Genomic DNA, 24166 nt, shown 5'->3' with positions numbered 1-24166 from the left:
TATCTTTTTGAGTCTTTTGTTCCAATTTTAATATTTTACCACAAATCAATGAATTCTCAATAAGCAAAAAGAAGGCGAGAACAAAATACTGCTCTCGCCTTCTTGTATAAAGTACTAAATTTGACTTTGTGAAACAACTTCATCTTCAATACGTTGTGAGATCCCTGGATCTACTGAATCTAAAGCTTGTTCTGCAATTTCAATCGCACGTTTGTATCTATTATTTTTAAATAGACGTTCTGCTTCATTCAAGCTCTTATCAATGCTGCTGTCATCTTTACGATAACGGTTACCATACTGGATTAATTTTTCAGCAAGAACTGCATTGACTAAAACATCCATTGCTTCATTTTCGAAATTATTCATTTGTAAGACAACTTTTGTAACTTTATCTTTCAAATGCTTCACATGGATTGGACGTTCATCAAACTGACTGTTGATTTCACGCACTTCATGGTCAATTTCGTTTTTCATAATAATGAAGCGTTCTGGAACACTTGTTAAGTTAGAAGCTAATAACTTACGATAAATTTCTTCTTTCTTACTTTGCACACGTAACAAGTTATCTTCTGCTTCAGCTTCATCTTCACGTAATTGAATTAAATGATTTTGAAGTTTTTCTTGTTTTTCATTAATCACTTTAACGTGATCTTCGATATACGCTAAGTTGTCTTGAACTTCACTATAACGTACTGTCGATTTTGACATTTCTCTTAAAATTTCATCATAAACTGAAATCAAGTTTTGAATTTCATTTTCAAATTGACGTACATTTTGAATGTCTGTCTCATTGATATAGTAATTTTCACGTACATATTCAATTTCCGTTTGTAATGTATAATTTGTATCTTTCGCACGGAACAAGTCATTTGTGATAACTTCTTTCGTTTCATCTACTTTATTTTTTGATTTCACTTCATGCTCGATTAAATCATACATTTCATCAAGTTGATCATTGATAGCGTTTAATTTGTCGTTTGCTTCTTCAAGTTCTAAACGACTGATCATCGGCTCAACAAAGCTCAACTCTGTTTTCATTGATTGTAAGTTACTGTCGACTTTAACATGATCTAAATCATAGCCTTCAACTTTCAAGTCTCTGCAACCATATTTCAAGTCTTGGAATTGACCTGGAAGTTCTTTTTGCGCTTCTCGGATTAATTCCGGAATTTCTTGCATATCTTTTTGTAAGTAATTGATGTCTTCATTGAGCGTTTTAATATGCTCATAAGCTTGTTTGTAGTTCCCCTCTTCTTTTAACTCAGTATACTTAACAAGCTCTGGTTCGAACAACTCAATTTCTTTTTCTAATGGTGCTGCCGCTTCACCGAATTGATGACGGTTTGCTAAAACATCACGTTTCATTTCACGGTATGCAACTTTGCTTTCTTCAAATAAGCGGTCACTTTCTTTATGCAAAGCTAAAATGTTTTCAACTTCTTCAGTTAATTTTGCATGTTGACTTTCATAACGATCCATTAATGCGTTTGCATCGTCTAACTCAGCTTGTGCTGCAGCAAATTTGAATTTATCAAAGTTTTCTTCCGCATTATGAATTTTCTCTTCAACCGGACTTAAATTATCATTAGTATTTTTTAATGATTCGCGCTTTAAGCGGTCATATTCTAGTTGTGTTTCACCCTCAAGGGTTAAATCGTCCAACTCTCTCAGACGATCGTCTAATGTTAGTTTCTCAACCTCTATCTTGCGCTCTTCGGTTTTTTCGACCACTTGACGTTTTGAAGAACGGAGATAGAACATGATACCGACAATTATAAGTGCAATAATTATAATTGCTAAGATGATATACAGTGCCATTGTTTTCTCCTCCTATTTAATCACTTCTCATTATAGCGTAATTTCTTGCCTCATTAAAATAAAATATTAATTTTCTTTATACAAATTGCTGATTAAGCACCTTAAATTGAAGTCTTATAGAAGTCCATATTATAATATGGAAAATGCTAGACAGAAAAGAGGTCATTATTTATGAAACAAACGACGACAAACTACCAATCAATTGCACAACAAATGAAAGGTTTAAATGCAGATGAAAAATATTTAATCACTTTGCTAAGTAACACTTCTGCCCTTTTAAACGAAAACTTAGATAATATTAATTGGATTGGTTTTTATTTAATGGAAGCAGGACAACTCATTTTAGGGCCCTTCCAAGGCAGACCTGCTTGTACACCTATTCAAGTCGGCAGTGGTGTTTGCGGAACATCTGTTGAAAAAGATATCGTTCAACGTGTAGAAGATGTTCACCAATTCCCTGGTCACATCGCATGTGATGCACGTAGCCGATCAGAAATTGTCATTCCATTGCATCGTGATGGTGAAGTCATCGGCTTATTAGATATTGATGCACCGATCACAGGACGCTTTACTCAAACTGATGAAGAAGGCCTAGTCTCATTAATGAAAATTCTCGAAGAACAAATTGCACGAACAGTGAAATAATTGTTTTGCATGGAAATATAGATAAACCCTTGACTTTATTCGTCATAATGGTACAATACTCTTTGTGTGAAATAACGAAAGTAGCAATTGTATATTAATAGGCTCTATGTTGTTCCCAACGCGGACGTGCCGTGTAACCGGAGCTATGAGGCGAGGACACACAAAACAATATATCCTATTAAGCATACAATACTCTTCTTTGTTTTTTCATAACAACTACAAAAAACAAAAGGAGGAGTCTTAACATGGCTCGATTTACAGGTTCAAACTGGAAAAAATCTCGTCGTTTAGGTATCTCTTTAAGCGGTACTGGTAAAGAGTTAGAAAAACGCCCTTACGCACCAGGTCAACATGGTCCAAACCAAAGAAAAAAATTATCAGAATATGCGATTCAATTACGTGAAAAACAAAAATTACGTTACTTATACGGAATCACTGAAAGACAATTCCGTAACACATTCGATATCGCTGGTAAACAATCTGGTGTTCACGGTGAAAACTTCATGCGTTTACTTGCTCGTCGTTTAGACGCAGTTGTATATGCTTTAGGTTTAGCACGTACACGTCGTCAAGCACGTCAATTAGTAAACCACGGACACATCGAAGTAGATGGTGGTCGCGTTGATATCCCATCATACACTTTAAAACCAGGTCAAGTGATCTCAGTTAGAGAAAAATCTCAAAAACTAGACATCATCCTTGAATCAGTTGAAATCAACAACTTCGTACCAGAATACTTAGAATTCGACGAAGAAAAATTATCAGGTACTTTCGTACGTATTCCAGAACGTAGCGAATTACCAGCTGAAATCAACGAACAACTTATCGTTGAGTACTACTCAGGTAAATAATAATTTCGAGATTTCGATACTGCATCTTTTCAAAAGGTGCAGTATTTTTTTATGTTAATTTTCCCCTTCCCTTTATAAGCGCTAGTATTATTCAGTTGTTTGCGTCATAATATAATTACTAAATAGAAGGAGATGTGCAACGTGAAAAACTGGTTGAAAAATAATAGATTGATTATGATACTAGCTGGTGTTTATCTTGTTTCTGGTTTCATCTTCTTACCAAGTTTTACTGAATACTTTGATAAAAGTTATTTTGAAAAATCAATATTAAAAGTGATCATTGATGCTTTTATAGCCAACTTCGGCTTTGCATTATCTTTATCCCTTGCGATTTCTTTTGTACTTTCAGCTATTATTATGACGTATCAATATTTTAAAAATGACGAAGTAGATAACGTAATAAAAAGTTTTGCGTTTATCGTTTTAGTGGTTAACGTGTATGTATTTGTTAGTACTTTGATTTTATTATCAATTACCCAAGATAATGGTGAAGCGATTTTTGCGTTATTTGGTTTCTTTTATGGTTTCACAAAGTATCTGCCTTGGGCTTATAACATGATTAATGAACGATTCAATATATCAGACATAAAAATGAATAAAAAATAAAGGATGCCTGTAAAATCAGACATCCTTTTATTATGCACGATGCGCTTTGGCTTTTTTTCGTTTTACTACTCTATAGATAGTAACTCCTATAATGATGATTACCCAGCTTAATAACTCTTTTTTATCCAGTCTTTGGATGGGTTTGAGGTTAAATTTCATCGTTGTTCGAGAAAAACAGATATGAGTTCTCAATCGTTCTTCTCTTATCTTCCCTTCTGTTAATTAGATAATTTAATTATACAAGTGGTATTCTAATTAATCAATCTAATTCAAAATAATGATTTGGGCCATCTGTAATGATGCCATCTACCCCATCAATCATTAGTTTTCTAATATCATTGATATCATTGACTGTATAAGGCAATACTTTTAAGTGATGCAAGTGTGCCCTTTCTATAAACTTTTGGTTAACGAGTTCATAATTAGGATTAGCATACTCACAAAATTTAGCTAATTTATTAAAATTCGGCATTTTAAACAAATATTTTTTCTTACTTAACAACACACCAAGAGAATACTTTCGTGTAAGTTTAGAAATTTTCTCTATACTTCTTTCATCAAATGATTGGATAATGACCTTATCTGCATCTAAATGGGCATCTTCTATTTCTTTTAATAATTGTTCTTCTATATTTGGATATTTACTTGGCTTCTTAATCTCAATCAGTAAAGTCGTATCATGTGGTTCAACTAACTTTGCGACTTCTTTAAATGTCATAATCTTTGCGCCTATAAATGTCGCATCTTTCCATGAACCGAAATCATAGCTTTTTAATTCATCTCGCGTATAATCTTTAACATACCCACTTCCATTAGAAGTTCGATCTATTTTATCATCATGGATAACAACGAGTTGATGATCTTTAGTTAAATGCACATCAATTTCTAGCATATCTACTGAAGCGTTCAATGCTGCTTTATAAGCCAGTAACGTATTTTCTGGATAGTCTAATGAAAATCCACGATGTGCAATAATTTGAAAATCCTCACTCGGAATGACTTTTTCCATGTTATTCACCCTTTTAATATGATTGTAAAAACAATCTATCATAATTTAAACGGAGGTCAAAGAGATATGGCAGAACATGATTTTATTGTGACAACGCAATGGAGCGGCGGCAGAGATGAAACTGGCACTGTTAAAGGCGATGTTTTAAACGAGTCTATTTCTATTCCAAGCTCGCTTGGAGGTGTTGGCGAAGGTACAAATCCAGATGAAATATTAATTGCTGCTGCCTCTTCTTGTTATATCATTTCATTAGCAGCAACTCTAGAACGTGCGCATTTCACTGATATTTCTATTAACCAATCTTCAGTCGGGACCGCTTCTCTCAATAACGGTAAATTCAAAATGGAGAAAATTACGCATCATCCTAAAATTACTGTTGATGCTGATCAAAAAGAAGCACTCGAAAAAAGATTAGATAAACTTTTAAAAATTGCTGACAATAACTGCATGATATCTAATTCAATCAGAGGTAATGTTGAGATTGAAATCGATGCAGTCATTCTATAACAGTGACCCAACTTTGGTTGGGTTGCTTGTTATTTTATATTAAAACGCTTACAATATCAGTTTAATATAAAATCATCAATTTTAAGTAAAAGTATACTTAAATTGCCTTTATTATTTTCAGAATATTTGGTAAGATTAATGAATCTTACATTAGGGGGAAATCTATATGTATCATCATCCATTGTTATTGACACCTGGACCAACTCCGATTCCTGAACGCATTCAACGTGTCATTCAAGAACCGATGATTGGTCATCGCACAAAAGAATTTGAAGCAATTGCAGAAAAAGCATATAAAGGGTTAAAACCTGTATTCGGGGCTGAAAACGACGTTTTAATCTTTACTTCCAGTGGGACAAGCGCTTTAGAAGCAAGTATGGTTAATCTGTTAAATCCGAATGACCATGTGGCTGTAATTGTTTCTGGTGCCTTTGGTAATCGTTATAAACAAATCGCTCAAACATATTTTAAAAATGTACATGTCTTTGAAGTAGCTTGGGGAGCAGCAGTAGACGTTGAGGCATTTATTCAATATCTAAAAGCATTACCAGAACCTGTAACTGCCGTTTACAGTCAATATTGTGAAACATCGACTTCTGTCCTTCACCCTATTCATGAATTGGGTAAAGCGATTCACAAAAACTTCCCAGAAACATACTTTGTAGTAGACGGTGTAAGCTGTGTCGGGGCTGTAGATGTCAACTTAAAACGTGACTACATTGATGTCTTAGTGTCAGGAAGTCAAAAAGCAATCATGTTACCACCAGGCTTGGCATTTGCGGCTTATTCTGATCGTGCTAAAGCACGTTTTGCAGAAGTTAAAACACCTCGTTTTTATTTAGACTTCAATAAATATATTGCTTCTGCTGAAAAAAATTCAACACCATTTACACCGAATGTGAGTCTGTATAAAGGTGTCGCTGCCTATGCAGATTGGATTGAAGAACAAGGCTTTAAAAACGTAATAGAACGCCATAACGTCATCAGAGATGGTTTAAGAGCTGCATTAAAAGCTTTAGACTTGCCATTACTTGTTAAAGATGAATTTGCTTCACCAACTGTAACCGCATTTGTGCCAAATTCTCCAAGCGAAGTCTCAACGATTAAAAATGAATTGCTAGACCGTTTCAATATCACAATTGCTGGCGGTCAAGGTAAATTAAAAGGTCAAATTCTACGTATTGGTCATTTAGGTCAAATCGATACTGCCGACATTTTACAATGCATCAGCGCATTAGAAATTGTACTTTCAGAAATACGTCATCAAACATATATCGGCAAAGGTACTACAGCATATTTAGAGGTGGTAAAAGCTTATGTATAAAATTTTAGTATCAGATCCCATCGCTAAAGATGGTTTACAAACTTTATTAGACGATCCAGATTTCGAAGTAGATATTGATACAGGACTTTCTCCTGATGAACTAATAGAAAAAATTAAAGCATATGACGGTTTAATCATACGAAGCCAGACACAGGTAACACCTGAAGTCATTGAAGCTGCTGAAAATTTAAAAATCATTGCACGTGCAGGTGTCGGTGTCGATAATATTGATAGAGATGCAGCTACAAAGCATGGTGTATTAGTGATTAATGCCCCTGATGGTAATACCATTTCAGCAACAGAACATTCAATGGCAATGATACTTGCGATGGCGCGTCAAATACCTGAAGCCAACCAATCATTAAAAGAAGGTAAATGGAATCGTTCTCAATTTAAGGGTACAGAGTTGTATCATAAAACACTTGGTATCATCGGTACAGGACGTATTGGTCTAGGTGTCGCTAAACGTGCGAAAAGTTTTGGTATGAAAATTATCGCATTTGATCCTTACTTAACTGCTGAAAAAGCAAAAGAACTAGATATCGAGCGTGCCTCAGTTGATGAAATTGCACAACGTGCTGATTTTGTAACAGTCCATACCCCACTGACACCTAAAACGAAAGGTTTAATCAATGCTGATTTCTTTGCTCAAGCAAAACCAAATTTACAAATCATCAACGTTGCACGTGGCGGTATTATTGATGAACAAGCTTTAGTTGATGCTTTAGATAAAGGTTTAATTGCACGTGCTGCTATTGACGTATTTGAACATGAACCTGCAACTGATTCACCTTTAACTAAGCATGATAAAATTGTTGTAACACCGCACTTAGGTGCTTCAACAGTTGAAGCTCAAGAAAAAGTGGCCGTCTCTGTTTCAAATGAAATAGAAGAATTCTTCCACACAGGTAATGTCCGACATGCGGTCAATGCACCAAAAATGATTTTTGGCGAAGAAGATAATGAGTTACAAGAATACTTGAACTTATGTGATATGGTCGGCAAAGTATGTATCCAATTATTAGGTAAAGCACCACGTGAATTGAAAATTAAATTCAGCGGTGAATTAGTTAAAGAAGATACAAATATTTTAACACGTACGATTGCTAAAGGAATTTTATCTCAAGATCTAGCTGAACGTGTAAACTTGGTTAATGCCCTCTTCTTATTAAATGAACAAAACGTTGTTTATAATGTGGAAAAAGATGCGAAATCACGTTCATTCAACAACTATATTGAATTAACAATGATTAACCGTGATCGTAAAGTAACAGTCGGTGCCACTGTCTTAAACGGCTATGGTCCACGTATCGTTCAAATCAATGACTACCCTGTTGATTTCAAACCAGAAAAATATCAATTAGTCATTCATCACCAAGACCGTCCAGGTATCGTAGGACGCACAGGACAAATTTTAGGTGAATATGATATCAACATCGCTTCTATGCACTTAGGACGTACTACACAAGGCGGTAATGCGATGATGATTATCTCAGTCGATATGCCTGTTTCTGACGAAGTTATCGCTGCATTACATCAAATCGATGGATTTGAATCTATTCAATTTGTAGACTTAAATAAATAATAATCACAAAAATACCGGCAAACTGGAAATAATATCCAAGTTTGCCGGTTTTTCATTACAATAAAATTGAACGAATATCTAATACATTATCCACAATATAATCTGCGTGATATGATTCTAATTCTTCTTTTGCTTTTTTACCTTTTAAACCGGTTAAAGTACCGATAAACGTTGCACCTGTCTTTTGTGCACTGAATAAATCTGCAAGAGAGTCACCGACTATGTATATCTCTTCTCCAGCAAATACCTGTTCTTGTTGTTCGGCGTAATTTTGATAATCCGCTTCATTGTTACCGTTATATGCGGCAACATAACAAAACGGGTTCGGTTTACCTAATGGTTTAAGTTCAGGGAACATTTCTTCTGCCTTTAACACTTCACTCGCTGATACAATGTGTGACTCATCAAAGTATTTTAAAAAGCCTTTATCTTCAAATGGCACTAACGTTTCCGTTCTTGGTCGACCTGTCGCAACTGCGAGCGTATAGCCAGCTGCTTTTAAGTCACTTAATAAAGTTTTGAGTTGATCCGCTTCAGCCAATTCTTCTTCATGATAAATATAACCTGTTTTAAAATCGCTTCTCGGTATTTTTTCTTCAACTTTTCGATATAAACGATGACCCAAATACCATTCTTGGAATACTTCTTGTGCAATTTCCCATAAGGGACTGCGGATTTCAAATAACTCAGTATGTTTTGTATCAAGTTGTTCTGCCGCATAGTTGCGTAAATCACGGTAAATTTTTGTTTTACCTGATTCTGCGTTTTCGATAAAGTGAAGTGGCTTCATAAAGTCGACTTGTTGACGACCGACCAAGTCTCCTACTTCTTGAATGGTCACATCTGTAAAAGGATGTGCTGTTAAAAAGGCTTCCCTGTCCTCTTTCGATAACGTTTTGAGTAAATCTATCAAATGAATGGATAACACAATAAACAACATATCCCAGTTGGAATTCAAACCACGAGATTTCATCGCATTTAAAATGTTATCTTGATCAAAAACAACTTGGCGAATCAAGTTGATTTCGCTGTCATTAATAGAATTAAATGTCACAGTCGGCATTAATTTTAAAAAGTGCTGACTCATCAGCATTTCGTATACCGTTAATGCTGAAACATCAAAACATCTTTCTTCACTTAAAAATACACCATCAACATCAAATAATACTGCTTTCATTTCTCCACCTACTTCGGAAAATTCAGAATAATTAATATTATACAAAGTTATACATAAATAAGCAATAGAACGGAGACAACTCTTCTTAAAGCGTCTCCGTTCTTATGACTTTATTCTGATTCTAATTGTCTTTCTACTTCATCTGCGACTTGTTGTACTTGTGTTCCGATAATGACTTGAACATTATGTTGTCCGCTTGTTGTTACACCCGCAGCACCGGATTGTTTAATTTGCGCTTTATCGATTTGATCGATATTTGCCACTTCTAAACGTAAACGTGTAGCACAGTTCGTTAGTGAAGTAATATTTTCTTTACCACCTAATCCAGAAATAATTTGTGTAGACATTACGCTATATTTGCCACCTTTGCCTGACTCACTTGATACACCTTCTTCATCCACAGGGTCAGCAATCTTTTCATCTCCACGACCAGGAGTATTTAAATTAAAGACTGAAATAGCCACTCTGAACACTACATAATAAATTACAAAGAAGACAACACCCTGTACCATCAACATCCATGGATGATTAGAAACTGGATTGATTAATGATAATAAGAAGTCAATCAGTCCTGCACTAAATGAGAAACCTGCAGTCCAATGGAAAAGTGCAGCGATGAATAAAGATAAACCTGTTAACAATGCATGAATTACAAATAATACTGGAGCTGCAAACATAAATGCGAATTCGATCGGTTCAGTTACGCCTACAAAGAAGGCTGAAATCGAACCAGCGAGCATTAAACCAGCAACACGTTTCTTTTGTTTAGAATCTGCTGTTTGATACATAGCAAGAGCAGCTGCTGGCACACCAAACATCATCACTGGGAAGAATCCAGCCATATATCTGCCTGTGATACCTTTAACCGCACCTTCTCCTGTTTGGAATTTCGCAATATCATTAATACCTGCTAAATCAAACCAGAATACTGAATTTAATGCGTGGTGTAATCCAGTTGGAATTAATAAACGGTTGAAAAATCCGTACAGGAATGCACCGAATGCACCGAAATCCATAATCCATTTACCAAATGAAATAATACCACTATACACGAATGGCCATACAAATAATAAAATAATCGTCAAAATAACCGATAAGAATGCTGTCATAATAGGTACTAAACGCTTACCACTAAAGAATGACAAAGCAGTCGGTAATTCGGTCCCACTGAATTTGTTGTAACAAAATGCCGCAATTAAACCGATAATTAAGCCGATAAATACGTTTTGGTTATTCATAGCGGTAAAACCGATGTTTAAGCTATCTTCTTTTACACTTAAAATTTTTGCTAAAGTTTCTGTTTTTAATACTGACGTCACAACAAAGTAACCAACAACTGCCGCAAGTGCCACAGAACCATCGTTCTTTTTGGCCATACCTAATGCCACACCAATCGCGAAAAGTAAGCCGAGTTGTTCTAAAACTGCGATACCGCTTTGGAAAATAAATTCAGCTAAAGTCGGTGTAACCTCTAATGCCTTTAATAAATTTCCGATACCAATAATAATGGCTGCTGCTGGTAAGACGGCAACGGGAAGCATTAATGAGCGTCCAAGACGTTGTAAAAAGTTATACATTGTTCATCCTTCTCTCTCTATATAAAATGATTGAAAACACATAAAAATAAAGTCAGATGCGGTGAAGGAGCTGCGTTCTCTACCATCATCTGACTTTGATGTCATGTTATTATTTAGGTAACTGTTTTAATTCTTGTTGTAAGGCTCTTGTACGTTTAGTTAATTCTTGTGTAATATAGTCCACTTTTTCATGACGTTTTTTTAAATGGTCTGGTAAAGCGTTCGTATCAATCGGTTCACCGAAAATAATTTTAGCTTTGCCTGTTACTAGACCAATAATTTTATCTGGACCTTCATAAGCTGCAGGTACAATAGGTACTTTTGCCATCATAGCAATCGTAGCTGCACCACGTTTTAATGGTGTTTCTTCAGAAGTACGATGTCCTGCTGGGAACATACCGATTGTTTTATTTTTCTTCAATAAATTCACAGGTGTTTTAATAGTACTTGGTCCCGGATTTTCACGATCCACTGGAAAAGCATTTAATGATTTTAAGAAGTTGCCGAAAGCCGGGTTATAAAATAACTCTTTCTTAGCCATATAATGGATTTGATTTGGGTAAAGCGCCATACCAAGCATAATCACTTCGTTATAACTTTCATGGTTGCAAGTGACCACATAACGATTTAGTTGCGGTACATTTTCTCGTCCATAAACTTTAAGCGATTTACTTAGTTTGACAATAATCCAATATAAAATACTGCTGATAAATTTATACATTCTGTCACCTACTAAATTGTTTATTTAACTATACAAATTCTATCACTTCCGCCCCTTGGCAACAAGCCTATTTCAAGCTTCTATTGATTCTGTCATCATCTTATAAAGTTTGTCATAGCAAAATAGTAGAAATTATGTACTAAACATATGATAATAATAAAAAGAAACATATTGGGAGGAATTCAATGACTGAATACTATAACGAAAATTATCAACCGCCTAAGCGTTCGTTCCCATGGTTACGTGTGATTCTCATCGCTTTGCTTTCGGGAATCGTCGGCGCTTTAATTGTCTTCGGTGCCACAAAATTGATGAATTCATCAAATGACGGTGCGACTGTACAAGAAGCCTCAAATAGTAAAGGCGGTAATGTCTTAGACGGTAAAAGTTCAAAGTATAAATCTGTTAATCAAATGATCAATGATGTCTCACCTTCTATTGTTGGTGTAATCAATATGCAGAAAGCACAAAGCTTAGAAGATTTCTTCAATGGCTCTGCTGGTAAATCACAAGAAGCGGGTATCGGTTCTGGTGTAATTTATCAAAAATCCGGTGACAGTGCGTATATCGTTACTAACAATCATGTGGTGGATGGTGCAAGTGAAATCAAAGTTCAATTACATGATACAAAAAAAGTCGATGCTAAATTAGTCGGCAAAGATGCATTAACTGATATCGCGGTATTAAAAATCGAAAATGCACCGGGCACTAAAGCTATCCAATTCGCAAACTCATCAAAAGTTAAAACAGGAGACAGCGTTTTTGCGATTGGTAACCCATTAGGATTAGAATTTGCGAATACTGTGACATCAGGTATCATTTCTGCAAATGAACGTACGATTGAAACACAAACATCTGCCGGTAATAATAAAGTGTCAGTGCTACAAACCGATGCAGCAATCAACCCTGGTAACTCAGGCGGTGCTTTAGTCAATTTAGATGGCGATCTTGTCGGCATCAACTCTATGAAAATTTCTATGGCACAAGTTGAAGGTATCGGATTTGCGATTCCAAGTAATGAAGTGAAAATTACAATCGAACAACTTGTAAAACATGGTAAAGTCGAACGCCCTTCTATTGGTATCGGTACAATCAACATGAGCGACATTCCTGAACGTTATAAACGTGAATTAGATACTGATCGTAATGATGGTGTCTATGTGGCGAAAGCTTCAGGCAGCAGCGAACTTAAAGAAGGAGACATTATCATCGAAGCAGATGGTAAAGCAATTAAAGATGATAGTGATTTAAGATCTTACTTATATGAAAATAAAAAGCCGGACGATACATTGAAAGTTAAAGTTATCCGTGATGGCAAGAAACAAGATCTAGATGTACGTCTAGGTAAAAAATAATCGTTTGAACACATATTAAAACGCTTGAAGCAGACATTCCTCTTCAAGCGTTTTATTTGTTTATATACATTTCTGAAATAATAATATTATTGGTATTTCACCATGAAGTATTTCTTTTTACCGCGACGTACTATTGTAAATTCATTATCAATTTTATCTTCGTCAGTAATTTCATATTTTAAATCTTGTTGACGTTCACCATTAATGTAAATCGCACCGTTTGATACATCTTCACGTGCTTGGCGTTTAGAAGAAGAAATACCCGCTTCTACAATGAAATCAACAATATTTGTTGTATCATGGTCGACTGCAGCTTGTGGTACATCTTTAAAGCCTTCACGTAATTCTTGACTGCTTAAAGCTTTTAAATTACCGCTGAATAATGCTTCTGAAATACGAATCGCATCATCTAAGGCAGCTTGACCATGAATAAAGCTTACAACATTTTCAGCAAGTGCTTTTTGCGCTTCACGTTTATGAGGTGCTTCATTTTTAGATGCTTCTAATTGTTCAATTTCTGCTTTATCTAAGAACGTAAAGTATTTTAAGAACTTGATAACATCTTCGTCAGATGTATTGATCCAGAATTGGTAAAGTTCGTATGGGCTTGTTTTTTCAGCATCTAACCAAACTGTACCTGATTCGGATTTACCGAATTTCTTACCATCTGCTTTTGTAACTAATGGAATTGTGAAACCAAACGCTTCTGTTTGACCGTACATACGGCGCATTAATTCGATACCACTTGTGATATTACCCCATTGGTCAGAGCCGCCGATTTGAACTTTACAGTTAAATTCACGGTTTAAATGACCGAAATCAATTGCTTGTAAAATCATGTATGTGAATTCAGTGTAAGAAATACCTTTTTCTAAACGTGATTGTACTGAGTCTTTACCTAACATGTAATTCACGCCTACATGTTTACCGTAATCACGTAAGAAATCAATTAATGAAATTTGGCTTAACCAATCTTTATTGTTAACAAGTTGTGCTGCACCTTCACCAGAGAAATTAAAGATTTTATCCATTTGTGCACCGATACCACGTACGTTATCTTCAACTTGTGATTCTGTTTGTAAAACACGTTCGTCCGTTCTGCCTGATGGGTCTCCAATCATACCTGTACCGCCGCCGATTAATACAATAGGTTTATGACCGTATTCTTGGAAACGACGTAAAGTTAATAATGGTAATAAATGACCGATATGCATACTGTCAGCAGTTGGGTCCACACCACAGTATAATGTCACTTGCTCTTTATCTAATAATGCTTTTAAACCTTCAGCATCTGTTTGTTGATAAACTAGGCCACGCCACTCTAAATCTTGTAATAATTCATTTGTCATATCATATTCCTCCTCATATTTTGTGTTTGCTGTGTTTTAGAAATTTGGAAAATAAAAAACCCTTACAGAAAAATTCTGTAAGGGCGCATCTATTGCACGGTACCACCATACTTAAAAAGGTTACTTTCATTAATGATACGTTCATTAAGTCAAACGTTGGATACTTTTTATTAAGGCAACAGGTGTATTCACTGATTTGTTGTTACTGGTTCGCAGCATCCACCAGTTCTCTGAAAACAATCAAATGAGTTACTTTTCCTTATCCAAAACATATTAATTTGTATTCATTATAATCAACTGTTTTTTAAAAGTCAACTTGAATTCAATTATGCTATACTATGTTTAATTAACGGAGGCGAAACATGAAACCATTCAAACTTAATGCACCCTTAGCTTCTACCCCGCTTCGTATCTTTGAACAATGGTATAAGCGGATTAAATATTCTTTTGTTTGGCTGTTCATTATTATTTTGCTGACTTTGAGTTTAGCAACCGGTTTATTAGTCGGTTTCTTTATGAGTATGACAGCGCAGTCAGAAAATATTACAGATACAGAATTACGTGAGGCAGTACTGAATGTACCTGGTGATGAACAAGTCAATTATGCTAAAAAGGATTTCTTATCACAATATGATGAATCACAAAACCCATTGTTAGTTGGACCGAAAAGCGTGAATGCTTTAATACCTAAAGCTTTAATAGCTTCTGAAGATTCACTGTATTATAAACATGATGGAATCTTACCTAAGGCATTACTGAGAGCTATTTATCAAGATATATTTGAAACAGAGGTCTCTTCAGGCGGCAGTACCATTACCCAACAAGTGATTAAGAATCAGGTGTTGAATAATGATAAGACCTATAACCGTAAAGCAAATGAAATTGTATTGGCACTCAAACTTGAACGGATTATGACTAAAGAAGAAATCTTATATACGTATTTGAACATCGTTCCTTTTGGACGTGATTATAATGGCGACAACATTACAGGTATTGGATCCGCTTCATTTAGTTTATTCGGGAAACCGCCAAGTGATGTGAATTTGCCGGAAGCGGCTTATCTTGTCGGATTAGTTCAAAGTCCTTATTATTACACACCTTATGAAGCAGACGGCACACTTAAACCTAAAGATGAACTCGAAATCGGCTTACAGCGCCAACATTATGTACTATGGCGTATGAGAGTAGAAGGATTGATTTCTGAATCTACGTATGAAAAAGCAGAAAAATATAATATAGAAGCACATTTAATGACAAAAAGACCCTGAAGTCATGAGTAATATACTCACACTTCAGGGCCTGTTTTAGTTATAGCTTAAATTAGAATAAACCTTTCGCATGGCCGTCTTCTGTAACGTCCATATTTAATGCAGCTGGTTTCTTAGGTAAGCCAGGCATTGTCATAATCGCACCTGTTAAAGCAACGATAAAGCCAGCACCTGTTTTAGCTTGTAATTCTCTGATTGTGATTTCGAAATCATCAGGCGCACCTAATAAATCTTTATCATCTGAGAATGAATATTGTGTTTTAGCCATACATACTGGGTAATTATCCCAACCGTTATCTTTAATTTGTTTCAATTGTTTTTGTGCTTTGCTTGTAAATGTTACTTTTTTACCGCCGTAGATGTTTTTAACAATTTTTTCGATTTTTTGTTCAATTGGTTCATCAAGTTCATAAGTATTTTTGAAATCATGTTTTTCATTTAATACTTCTTTCACTTGTTCAGCTAATTCAATGCCGCCTTTGCCGCCTTTTTCCCAAACTTCAGTTAAGGCAATACGTACATTGTTTTCTTTTGCCCAGTCTTCAACTACTTTAGTTTCAGCATCTGTATCTGCTACGAATGCATTTAATGCTACGACTGGTTCTACACCGAATGAACGGATGTTTTTGATATGACGTGCTAAGTTTTCTAAACCGTCTTTAACTGCTTGAACATTTTCTTCTTTCAAGTCATCTTTTGCTACGCCGCCATGCATTTTCAATGCACGGATTGTCGCAACAACTACAGCAGCACTTGGTTCGAATCCTGCTTTACGTGATTTGATGTTCATGAATTTTTCAGCACCTAAGTCTGAACCGAATCCAGCTTCAGTCACCACAACATCAGCTAGTTTACGTGCTGTTTCAGTTGCAAGAATTGAGTTACAACCATGTGCAATATTTGCGAATGGCCCACCGTGAATTAATGCTGGTGTACCTTCGATTGATTGCACTAAGTTAGGTTTGATTGCGTCTTTAAGAATCATCGCAATTGCACCTTCAACTTCTAAATCAGCAACCGTAACTGGTTTGCGATCACGTGTATATGCAACTGTAATGTTAGCGATACTTTCTTTTAAGTCTTTCAAGCCAGTGCTTAGGCAAAGAATCGCCATAATTTCAGATGCTACTGTGATGTTGAATCCATCTTCACGCGGAACACCTTGTGTTGGTCCACCAAGACCTACTACAACTTGTCTTAACGCACGGTCGTTCATGTCTAACACACGTTTCCATTCGATACGACGTTGGTCAATGCCTAACGCATTACCTTGATGGATGTGGTTATCAATAAATGCTGATAACGCGTTGTTTGCTGTTGTAATCGCATGGAAGTCACCGTTGAAGTGTAAGTTGATATCTTCCATTGGTAATACTTGTGCGTAACCGCCGCCAGTTGCGCCACCTTTAATACCGAATACTGGACCTAATGCTGGCTCACGTAATGCCATAATGACATTATCTCCTAATTCATGGAAGGCATCTGCTAAACCAACAGTTACAGTTGATTTACCTTCACCAGCTGGTGTTGGACTCATTGCAGTAACAAGAACAACTTTCCCTTTGTCCCCATTGTCTTTTAATTGGTTAATGTCAATTTTAGCTTTATAGTGACCATATGGTTCTAAAGCATCTTCCGAAATACCAATCTTTTCTGCAATGTCTTTAATTGGTTGTAATGTAGCTTGATTCGCGATATCCAAATCTGATAAATGACTCAATTCATTCAGCCCCTTATTTAGTAATTGAATTACAGTCTCAGCAACCATCCGTTCACTTTATTTACCACGTATTTTTATGCCCTCAACGCTTTAAAAATACGTTTAGATAAATGCAGTAAATAGAGACTTGCTTCAACTGTTTTTAAAACCTTTTACATCATTCATCATATCGAAATATACATTTATTGTCGAACATATTCATCATTAATTTTTAAGTATTCTTACTTTTATGGTAATATTACAAAAATAGATGATAAAATTTTATGTAAAACCTTTATTTTGCAATAATGAAAGCGATACCAAAACATTGATTTTATTTTGATATCGCTCATATGATCAACCTATTTTATTGTTAGTTTTTTATATACAATTAGTCTTCCATTGTACTTAAATCCCCTTCAGGAAGATCAAGTTCCCAAGCTTTTAATACACGTCTCATAATTTTACCTGAACGTGTTTTCGGTAATTTATCTTTGAATTCAATTTCTCTTGGTGCAGCGTGCGCAGATAAACCGTGTTTGACGAATGTTCTGATATCTTCTTTCAATTCATCATCTGGTTCATAGCCATGATTTAAAGCAACGAATGCTTTAATAATTTCACCACGTACTGGGTCTGGTTTACCAATAACACCTGCTTCTGCAACTGCAGGATGTTCCACTAATTTAGATTCCACTTCGAATGGTCCGACACGTTCACCAGCAGTCATAATCACATCATCAACACGACCTTGGAACCAGAAGTATCCATCTTCATCTTGATATGCTGAATCTCCTGATACATACCAATCACCAATAAAGTATGAATCATACTTTTCTTGATTTTTCCAAATTTTACGCATCATGGATGGCCAGCCTTTTTTAATGGCTAAGTTACCCATTCGATTCGGTGGTAACTCATTACCTTGGTCATCCACAATAGCCGCTTCAATACCAGGTAATGGTTTACCCATAGAACCTAGTTTTACATCCATAGAAGGATAGTTGACAATCATATGACCGCCTGTTTCTGTCATCCACCAAGTATCTAAAACAGTGTGTTCTAATACTTCTTTTGCCCATTTAATTACTTCTGGGTTTAATGGTTCACCTACAGAATACACTTCTCTTAATGATGATAAATCGTATTTCTTCACAACGTCGTCTCCTGCACTCATTAACATACGTAATGCTGTCGGTGCTGTATACCAAATTGTGACTTTAAATTCTTCAATCATGCCATACCATGCTTCAGGAGAGAAACGTCCCCCAGCGATACAGTTTGTCACACCGTTTAGCCAAGGTGCGAAAATACCGTATGAAGTACCAGTTACCCAGCCTGGGTCTGCTGTACACCAATAAATATCGTCTTCTTGTAAATCAAGAACATATTTACCTGAAATATAGTGTACAATCATGGCATCTTGAACATGTAACACACCTTTAGGTTGTCCTGTAGAGCCAGAAGTATAATGTAAAATCAAACCGTCTTCACGATCTAACCATTCGATATCAAATGAATCGCTAGCATCTTCCATTTCTTGTTGAAAATCTACGTATTCATCGTCTACCCCATCATTATCGACGATGACAATTTTCTCTAAGTTTGGTAAGTCGTCTTTTGGAATACGGTCTACTAAATCTTTCGTTGTTACAATTACTTTCGCATCACTATTATCTAAACGGTCAGCAACTGCTTTTTCCATAAACGCTTCAAATAATGGTCCGACAATCGCACCAATTTTTAAAATACCGAAGAACGCAAAGTATAACTCTGGTGTTCTTGGCATAAAGATAAAGACACGATCCCCTTTTTCTACTTGTGCTTTATCTTTTAGTACGTTTGCGGCTTTATTCGATAATTGCTGCATTTCTTTATAAGTATAACTTTCTTTACGTTTGGCATCTTTGTAGTTTAAGGCCACTTTATCCCCAAGGCCATTATCTACGTGACGATCAATACATTCATACGCCATATTGATCTTTCCTGTTTCATACCATGAAAAAGCTTTTTCTACGTCTTTCCAATCAAAGTTCTGATACGTTTCGTCATAGTTTTGAAGGTTATAATTACCTTCTCCCCCTTTATAAATATCAACTTTCATTTGAATTGCCCCCTTTGTTTGAAATCGCTTTCAAAAACCATTATACAAAAATCATAGTAAATTTTCAAAAATAATTGCGATAATTCTGATTTGTGTGTAAATTGATGTTAAAACCATTATAATTAAATTAATACGTGGAAACATATCACTTTAGTGAAAAAGTAAATTTGAGCACTCTCATCTTAGGAGAATATGAAAAAGGATGTGGCAAGATGGAACATGTCAAAACGTATGTAAAACAAACATACACACGTCACGATACAACTTATGTTATTGAAGGTCCTGTACCACGTAAACAACTTGAACAAATGGATTACGATGATGGTTTGGATGCATTTAGAAGACCTATCGAACAATTTGAAGCGATTCAAGAAATTAGTGAATTGCCAGAAGGTCGTATTTACGTCTTACGACATGAAAACACCATTGTCGGATATGTCACTTATCATTATCCTGATCCATTAGAACGTTGGTCTACAGGCAACCTGCCCTATTTAATTGAGCTTGGTGCCGTTGAAATAGCCTTACCGCATCGCGGTACAGGATTAGGTAATGAACTCATTAAAACGAGCTTAAGTGAAGATGAATTTGAAGATTATATTGTGTTAACAACTGAGTATTATTGGCACTGGGATTTGAAAAACTCTAAATTAGATGTCTACGAATATAAAAAATTAATGCAGAAGTTGATGTCTCATGGGGGTTTAGAGATTTTCGCAACTGATGATCCTGAAATTACAGGACATCCAGCAAACTGTTTAATGGCAAGAATCGGTGCACGTATCACATTAGACCAGATGGAGGCGTTTGATGATATACGTTTTATGAACCGCTTCTTCTACTAAAGGGGAGATTTTATGAGTCAAAACAAAAAACAAACGGGGTATGTTTATTCAAATCAATTAATGCGCTATCGGTTCAGTAATGAACATCCTTTTAATCAAATGCGCTTAAAATTGACGACTGAACTGTTAATCGATGCAGGATTACTGAGTTCAAGTCAAATTATTACACCGAGAATCGCCACAGATGAAGAATTAACACTTATACATTCTTATGACTACGTAAATGCGATTAAACACGCTTCTCGTGGAATTTTAAGTGAGGTAGAATCCAAAAAATATGGTTTTGCGAACGAAGATACATCACAGTTTAAACATATGCATCAACATAGTGCACGTATTGTAGGCGGTGCTTTAAAACTTGCTGATATGATTGTTCAAGGAGAAGTTAAAAACGGGTGTCATTTAGGCGGTGGATTACATCATGCATTGCCAGGCCGCGCAAATGGCTTCTGTATTTACAATGATATCGCCATTACCGCTAAATACTTATCTGAACGCTATAACATGAAAGTGATGATTATAGATACAGATGCACATCATGGGGACGGTGTGCAATGGAGCTTCTATACACAAAATGAAATTCTGAATTATTCCATTCATGAAACGGGTAAATTTTTATTTCCAGGTTCAGGTCATTATACAGAACGAGGCAAAGAACAAGGATTCAGTTATTCTGTCAATGTCCCGCTTGAACCTTATACAGAAGATGATTCATATATTGATTGTTTTAAACGCACCGTCACACCTGTCGTTAAATCATTCAAACCTGATATCATTTTAAGTGTACATGGTGTTGATATTCACTACCTCGATCCACTTACTCATATGAATTGTACTTTAGATTCACTCTATGCTATTCCCTATTATATTAAAGCGTTGGCAGATGAATATACAGATGGGAAAGTCATGATGTTCGGTGGCGGTGGATATAACATTTGGCGCGTTGTTCCAAGAGCTTGGAGTCATGTCTTCTTGAGTTTGATGGATGTGCCGATTCAACATGGAGATTTACCGAAAGAATGGGTAGAAAAATGGCGAACTTATGCGCCGACTGATTTGCCAACGACTTGGGAGGATAAACGTCTAGATTATATGGAAATTCCACGTACTGCAGAAATTACTGCTAAGAACTTAAAACATGCGAACCAGGTTGCGAGTTGGTTCTGATTAAATGAAGGAAAATAAAAAAGTCTGGAGGAAAGTAATGTGACTTTCTTTCAGACTTTTAAATTTATACATCTTATTTTGTTGTACCGCGATACTCTATACGATATGGTAAAATGACCGTTGAATCTTCAATCGTTTCATTATTCATATATTTAGTAAGTAAACGCATACCTACTGCACCGATGTCATAAAGCGGTTGAATGACACTTGATAGTTGCGGACGTACCATTTCAACTAAACGTGTATTATTAAAGCTTACAATTTGTAAATCAGATGGAATGTTGATATTCGCATCTTCAGCCGCATGGACAATACCAATAGCTTGTTCATCACTGATAGATAAAATTGCATCTGGTTGATACGCTTTAATATCTTCAAAAGCTTTAATACCATCGCGATATGTTTCTTTACCTCTGAAAGTCAGATTATCTTCTAAAGATAAACCATGTGATGCTAGTGTATCTCTTAAACTAGATAATACATCGTTTTCTGCTTTTTCAGAGTTATTGCCGCCAACAAAGGCAAAGCGTTTTGCGCCAGAATTGATTAAATGATTAGTCACTTCTTCAGCAGCTTGCTTATAGTCGATATTTACAGAAGCAACTGTATTATCATCATCACTTGTTCCTGAAACTACAACAGGTACAGAAGAGTTTTCAATTAAACTTTCCAATTCTGCATCGAGTGTTCCGCCTAAGAAAATAATACCATCTACTTGTTTGCTGAGCAGATTGTTAAAAATTTCTTTAGCTTTTTCTAAATCATTGTCAGAGTTAGAAATAATTGAATGATATTTATACATCGTTGCAATATCTTCTAACCCTCTTGCGAGTTGAGAATAGTATACATTCGAGATATCTGGAATAATTACCCCGACTGTTGTTGTTTTTTTACTTGCTAACCCTCGTGCAACAGCATTAGGTCTGTAGTTAAGCTTTTTGATGACTGCATTTACTTTATCTCTAGTTTCTGGTTTGACATTTTGGTTGCCATTTACCACACGAGAAACAGTTGCCATGGAAACACGCGCTTCTCTTGCAACATCATAAATAGTAACGGTCATAATATCACCCTTTCTGAAAGCGTTTCAAACACTATTATAGTAAGTTTTCACAACATTTTCAAAGTGTACCATAATTTGTCACAAACTCAAAACAAAACTTTCTGCTGTCACTGTTTTGTCACACATATGATGTTTTGCAAAACACAAAAAAGCCCTTTAAATCAAAGGTTTGAATACTTTAATTTAAAAGGCTTTCAATTAACTATATATTAGCGTAATTGCTTGCTATCGTACATATCAGCAAGTGGTTTTAGTTCATCATAGAATTTGTTGAATTGTTCAATATCCATTTGTTGTCCGCTATCACTTAATGCAACAGCTGGATCAGGATGTACTTCTGCCATAACACCATCTGCACCTACTGCTAAAGCTGCTTTAGCTGTTGGAAGCATAATATCTTTTCTTCCTGTACTATGTGTTACGTCTACCATTACTGGTAAGTGTGTACCTTGTTTAAGGATCGGTACTGCTGAGATATCTAAAGTATTACGTGTTGCTTTTTCGTATGTTCTGATACCGCGTTCACATAAGATAATATTTTGGTTACCTTGTGATGCGATATATTCTGCTGCGAAAATGAACTCTTCAATTGTCGCAGATAAACCACGTTTTAATAAAATTGGTTTGTTTGTACGTCCTGCTTCTTTTAATAATTCGAAGTTTTGCATGTTACGTGCACCAATTTGGAACACATCTAGGTAATCATCTGCCAATTCTAAATCAGCTGGTGTTACGATTTCACTTACAACATTTAAATTATATTTATCTTTAACGTTTTTAAGAATTTTCAATCCTTCTAATCCTAGACCTTGGAAATCATAAGGAGAAGTACGTGGTTTGAAAGCACCGCCACGGATGAATTTTAATCCTTTACTTTGTAAGTCTTGAGCAACTGCATCGACTTGTTCTTGTGATTCTACTGAACATGGACCGAAAATGAATGACTTGTTGCCATCACCAATAACTCCACCATTGTCAAAGCGTACAATTGTATCTTCTGCTTTTAATTTTCTTGAAACAATTAAATGTTTTTCACGATCAGATTTTTGTAAGTCAGTGGATGCTTTAAATATTTCTTTGAATAATTGTTTAATTACATTATCGTTAAATGGACCATTATTTTTTTCGATTAAAGCATTCAACATTACTTTTTCACGTTCAGGATCATAAACCTTAGTACCTTGTTTACGCTTTTCATCCCCTATTTTCTGTGCTAACTTACCACGCTCTACTAGTAAGTCTAAAATCTTTTCATTAATGTCTTGAATTTCATTTCTGTACTGTTCTAACTTATTCATTATTTGGTCACCTCTATGTAATTTTTGCATCCAATTTATCACGCTTTAAAGCGATAAAAATATTGAATTTAACAGTTATTCTAGCAAGAACTTTATCATTAATCAAGAGGAAAAGCGAAATAAATCGAATTGTTTCGATTATTATTAATTTTCTCACAATTACTTAACTAGATTTAACCAAAAGTAAAAAAGAAAATC

Annotated in this window: 20 protein-coding genes; 10 read left to right on the top strand and 10 right to left on the bottom strand. The window is 35.5% G+C overall.

Features of this window, described 5'->3' with window-relative positions:
* Positions 1 to 114: 114 nt before the first annotated feature.
* Complete coding sequence (gene ezrA / locus HMPREF3031_RS07165; RefSeq protein ID WP_002481192.1) at positions 115 to 1818, bottom strand: septation ring formation regulator EzrA; 1704 nt, start codon at positions 1816 to 1818, stop codon at positions 115 to 117.
* A gap of 171 nt (positions 1819 to 1989) precedes the next feature.
* On the opposite strand from ezrA, the gene HMPREF3031_RS07160 reads away from it, so the two are divergent.
* The 3 genes from HMPREF3031_RS07160 to HMPREF3031_RS07150 all read left to right on the top strand — a co-directional run bounded on the left by HMPREF3031_RS07160 (position 1990) and on the right by HMPREF3031_RS07150 (position 3920).
* A complete protein-coding gene (locus HMPREF3031_RS07160) occupies positions 1990 to 2463 on the top strand; it encodes a GAF domain-containing protein (RefSeq protein ID WP_002481193.1) in 474 nt (157 codons plus the stop codon).
* A 245-nt stretch (positions 2464 to 2708) separates the two neighbouring features.
* Positions 2709 to 3314: a 30S ribosomal protein S4 gene (gene rpsD / locus HMPREF3031_RS07155; protein ID WP_002481194.1), complete on the top strand. Its 606-nt coding sequence runs from the start codon at positions 2709 to 2711 to the stop codon at positions 3312 to 3314.
* 141 nt (positions 3315 to 3455) lie between these two features.
* Entirely contained in the window at positions 3456 to 3920 is a 465-nt protein-coding gene (locus tag HMPREF3031_RS07150) for a hypothetical protein (protein ID WP_002481195.1), read from the top strand.
* Positions 3921 to 4179: 259 nt separating this feature from the next.
* On the opposite strand, the gene HMPREF3031_RS07145 is transcribed toward HMPREF3031_RS07150, so the two are convergent.
* Positions 4180 to 4929 carry a glycerophosphodiester phosphodiesterase gene (locus HMPREF3031_RS07145; protein WP_002481196.1) on the bottom strand — a complete coding sequence of 250 codons (750 nt, stop codon included), beginning with the start codon at positions 4927 to 4929 and terminating at the stop codon, positions 4180 to 4182.
* Positions 4930 to 4995: 66 nt separating this feature from the next.
* Here HMPREF3031_RS07145 and HMPREF3031_RS07140 point away from each other — a divergent pair, with 66 nt between their 5' ends.
* The 3 genes from HMPREF3031_RS07140 to serA all read left to right on the top strand — a co-directional run bounded on the left by HMPREF3031_RS07140 (position 4996) and on the right by serA (position 8345).
* A complete protein-coding gene (locus HMPREF3031_RS07140) occupies positions 4996 to 5436 on the top strand; it encodes an SACOL1771 family peroxiredoxin (protein WP_002481197.1) in 441 nt (146 codons plus the stop codon).
* Positions 5437 to 5602: 166 nt separating this feature from the next.
* A complete protein-coding gene (locus HMPREF3031_RS07135) occupies positions 5603 to 6760 on the top strand; it encodes a pyridoxal-phosphate-dependent aminotransferase family protein (RefSeq protein WP_002481198.1) in 1158 nt (385 codons plus the stop codon).
* Positions 6753 to 8345: a phosphoglycerate dehydrogenase gene (gene serA / locus HMPREF3031_RS07130; RefSeq protein WP_002481199.1), complete on the top strand. Its 1593-nt coding sequence runs from the start codon at positions 6753 to 6755 to the stop codon at positions 8343 to 8345. The genes HMPREF3031_RS07135 and serA overlap by 8 nt, the downstream gene beginning before the upstream one ends.
* A gap of 55 nt (positions 8346 to 8400) precedes the next feature.
* Here the strand turns inward: serA and HMPREF3031_RS07125 are convergent, their stop codons facing one another.
* From HMPREF3031_RS07125 to HMPREF3031_RS07115, 3 genes are all read right to left on the bottom strand, one after another.
* Entirely contained in the window at positions 8401 to 9522 is a 1122-nt protein-coding gene (locus tag HMPREF3031_RS07125; RefSeq protein WP_002481200.1) for an HAD family hydrolase, read from the bottom strand.
* A gap of 110 nt (positions 9523 to 9632) precedes the next feature.
* On the bottom strand, positions 9633 to 11099 hold the full coding sequence (gene nagE, locus HMPREF3031_RS07120) for an N-acetylglucosamine-specific PTS transporter subunit IIBC (RefSeq protein ID WP_002481201.1): 1467 nt from the start codon (positions 11097 to 11099) through the stop codon (positions 9633 to 9635).
* Positions 11100 to 11208: 109 nt separating this feature from the next.
* A complete protein-coding gene (locus tag HMPREF3031_RS07115; RefSeq protein ID WP_002481202.1) occupies positions 11209 to 11820 on the bottom strand; it encodes a lysophospholipid acyltransferase family protein in 612 nt (203 codons plus the stop codon).
* Positions 11821 to 12005: 185 nt separating this feature from the next.
* On the opposite strand from HMPREF3031_RS07115, the gene HMPREF3031_RS07110 reads away from it, so the two are divergent.
* On the top strand, positions 12006 to 13175 hold the full coding sequence (locus tag HMPREF3031_RS07110; protein WP_002481203.1) for a S1C family serine protease: 1170 nt from the start codon (positions 12006 to 12008) through the stop codon (positions 13173 to 13175).
* Between the two features lie 86 nt (positions 13176 to 13261).
* Here HMPREF3031_RS07110 and tyrS read toward each other — a convergent pair whose 3' ends face one another.
* Complete coding sequence (gene tyrS / locus HMPREF3031_RS07105; protein WP_002481204.1) at positions 13262 to 14524, bottom strand: tyrosine--tRNA ligase; 1263 nt, start codon at positions 14522 to 14524, stop codon at positions 13262 to 13264.
* A 362-nt stretch (positions 14525 to 14886) separates the two neighbouring features.
* On the opposite strand from tyrS, the gene HMPREF3031_RS07100 reads away from it, so the two are divergent.
* Complete coding sequence (locus HMPREF3031_RS07100; protein WP_002481205.1) at positions 14887 to 15792, top strand: biosynthetic peptidoglycan transglycosylase; 906 nt, start codon at positions 14887 to 14889, stop codon at positions 15790 to 15792.
* A 52-nt stretch (positions 15793 to 15844) separates the two neighbouring features.
* Here HMPREF3031_RS07100 and HMPREF3031_RS07095 read toward each other — a convergent pair whose 3' ends face one another.
* Both HMPREF3031_RS07095 and acsA read right to left on the bottom strand, forming a co-directional pair.
* Positions 15845 to 17512: a formate--tetrahydrofolate ligase gene (locus HMPREF3031_RS07095; protein WP_023015981.1), complete on the bottom strand. Its 1668-nt coding sequence runs from the start codon at positions 17510 to 17512 to the stop codon at positions 15845 to 15847.
* A gap of 370 nt (positions 17513 to 17882) precedes the next feature.
* Positions 17883 to 19595, bottom strand: a complete 1713-nt coding sequence (gene acsA, locus HMPREF3031_RS07090; RefSeq protein ID WP_002481207.1) for an acetate--CoA ligase — start codon at positions 19593 to 19595, stop codon at positions 17883 to 17885.
* A gap of 212 nt (positions 19596 to 19807) precedes the next feature.
* Between acsA and HMPREF3031_RS07085 the strand changes: the two genes are divergently transcribed.
* Both HMPREF3031_RS07085 and HMPREF3031_RS07080 read left to right on the top strand, forming a co-directional pair.
* Positions 19808 to 20440 (top strand): GNAT family N-acetyltransferase, encoded by a 633-nt coding sequence (locus HMPREF3031_RS07085; RefSeq protein ID WP_002481208.1) that lies wholly within the window; start codon positions 19808 to 19810, stop codon positions 20438 to 20440.
* Between the two features lie 12 nt (positions 20441 to 20452).
* Complete coding sequence (locus HMPREF3031_RS07080) at positions 20453 to 21607, top strand: acetoin utilization protein AcuC (protein ID WP_023015983.1); 1155 nt, start codon at positions 20453 to 20455, stop codon at positions 21605 to 21607.
* A 73-nt stretch (positions 21608 to 21680) separates the two neighbouring features.
* Here the strand turns inward: HMPREF3031_RS07080 and ccpA are convergent, their stop codons facing one another.
* Positions 21681 to 22670 carry a catabolite control protein A gene (gene ccpA, locus HMPREF3031_RS07075; RefSeq protein ID WP_002481210.1) on the bottom strand — a complete coding sequence of 330 codons (990 nt, stop codon included), beginning with the start codon at positions 22668 to 22670 and terminating at the stop codon, positions 21681 to 21683.
* 209 nt (positions 22671 to 22879) lie between these two features.
* Positions 22880 to 23971, bottom strand: coding sequence for a bifunctional 3-deoxy-7-phosphoheptulonate synthase/chorismate mutase (locus HMPREF3031_RS07070; protein ID WP_031262773.1), 1092 nt, complete (start codon positions 23969 to 23971; stop codon positions 22880 to 22882).
* Between the last annotated feature and the right edge of the window lie 195 nt (positions 23972 to 24166).

The organism is Staphylococcus sp. HMSC072B07, assembly GCF_001815505.1.
In the GTDB taxonomy this organism is placed as follows: Bacteria; Bacillota; Bacilli; order Staphylococcales; family Staphylococcaceae; genus Staphylococcus; species Staphylococcus simulans.
Note: the sequence above shows the minus strand (reverse complement) of the source record. Positions and strands in the feature narration are given on the sequence as shown.

Coding starts and splice junctions, on each gene's coding strand:
- ccpA (WP_002481210.1), bottom strand. CDS start 22,670: ATGACCGTTACTATTTATGATGTTGCAAGAGAAGCGCGTGTTTCCATG.
- tyrS (WP_002481204.1), bottom strand. CDS start 14,524: ATGACAAATGAATTATTACAAGATTTAGAGTGGCGTGGCCTAGTTTAT.
- serA (WP_002481199.1), top strand. CDS start 6,753: ATGTATAAAATTTTAGTATCAGATCCCATCGCTAAAGATGGTTTACAA.
- HMPREF3031_RS07135 (WP_002481198.1), top strand. CDS start 5,603: ATGTATCATCATCCATTGTTATTGACACCTGGACCAACTCCGATTCCT.
- HMPREF3031_RS07115 (WP_002481202.1), bottom strand. CDS start 11,820: ATGTATAAATTTATCAGCAGTATTTTATATTGGATTATTGTCAAACTA.
- ezrA (WP_002481192.1), bottom strand. CDS start 1,818: ATGGCACTGTATATCATCTTAGCAATTATAATTATTGCACTTATAATT.
- HMPREF3031_RS07080 (WP_023015983.1), top strand. CDS start 20,453: ATGAGTCAAAACAAAAAACAAACGGGGTATGTTTATTCAAATCAATTA.
- HMPREF3031_RS07145 (WP_002481196.1), bottom strand. CDS start 4,929: ATGGAAAAAGTCATTCCGAGTGAGGATTTTCAAATTATTGCACATCGT.
- HMPREF3031_RS07085 (WP_002481208.1), top strand. CDS start 19,808: ATGGAACATGTCAAAACGTATGTAAAACAAACATACACACGTCACGAT.
- HMPREF3031_RS07160 (WP_002481193.1), top strand. CDS start 1,990: ATGAAACAAACGACGACAAACTACCAATCAATTGCACAACAAATGAAA.
- rpsD (WP_002481194.1), top strand. CDS start 2,709: ATGGCTCGATTTACAGGTTCAAACTGGAAAAAATCTCGTCGTTTAGGT.
- HMPREF3031_RS07125 (WP_002481200.1), bottom strand. CDS start 9,522: ATGAAAGCAGTATTATTTGATGTTGATGGTGTATTTTTAAGTGAAGAA.
- acsA (WP_002481207.1), bottom strand. CDS start 19,595: ATGAAAGTTGATATTTATAAAGGGGGAGAAGGTAATTATAACCTTCAA.
- nagE (WP_002481201.1), bottom strand. CDS start 11,099: ATGTATAACTTTTTACAACGTCTTGGACGCTCATTAATGCTTCCCGTT.
- HMPREF3031_RS07110 (WP_002481203.1), top strand. CDS start 12,006: ATGACTGAATACTATAACGAAAATTATCAACCGCCTAAGCGTTCGTTC.
- HMPREF3031_RS07100 (WP_002481205.1), top strand. CDS start 14,887: ATGAAACCATTCAAACTTAATGCACCCTTAGCTTCTACCCCGCTTCGT.
- HMPREF3031_RS07140 (WP_002481197.1), top strand. CDS start 4,996: ATGGCAGAACATGATTTTATTGTGACAACGCAATGGAGCGGCGGCAGA.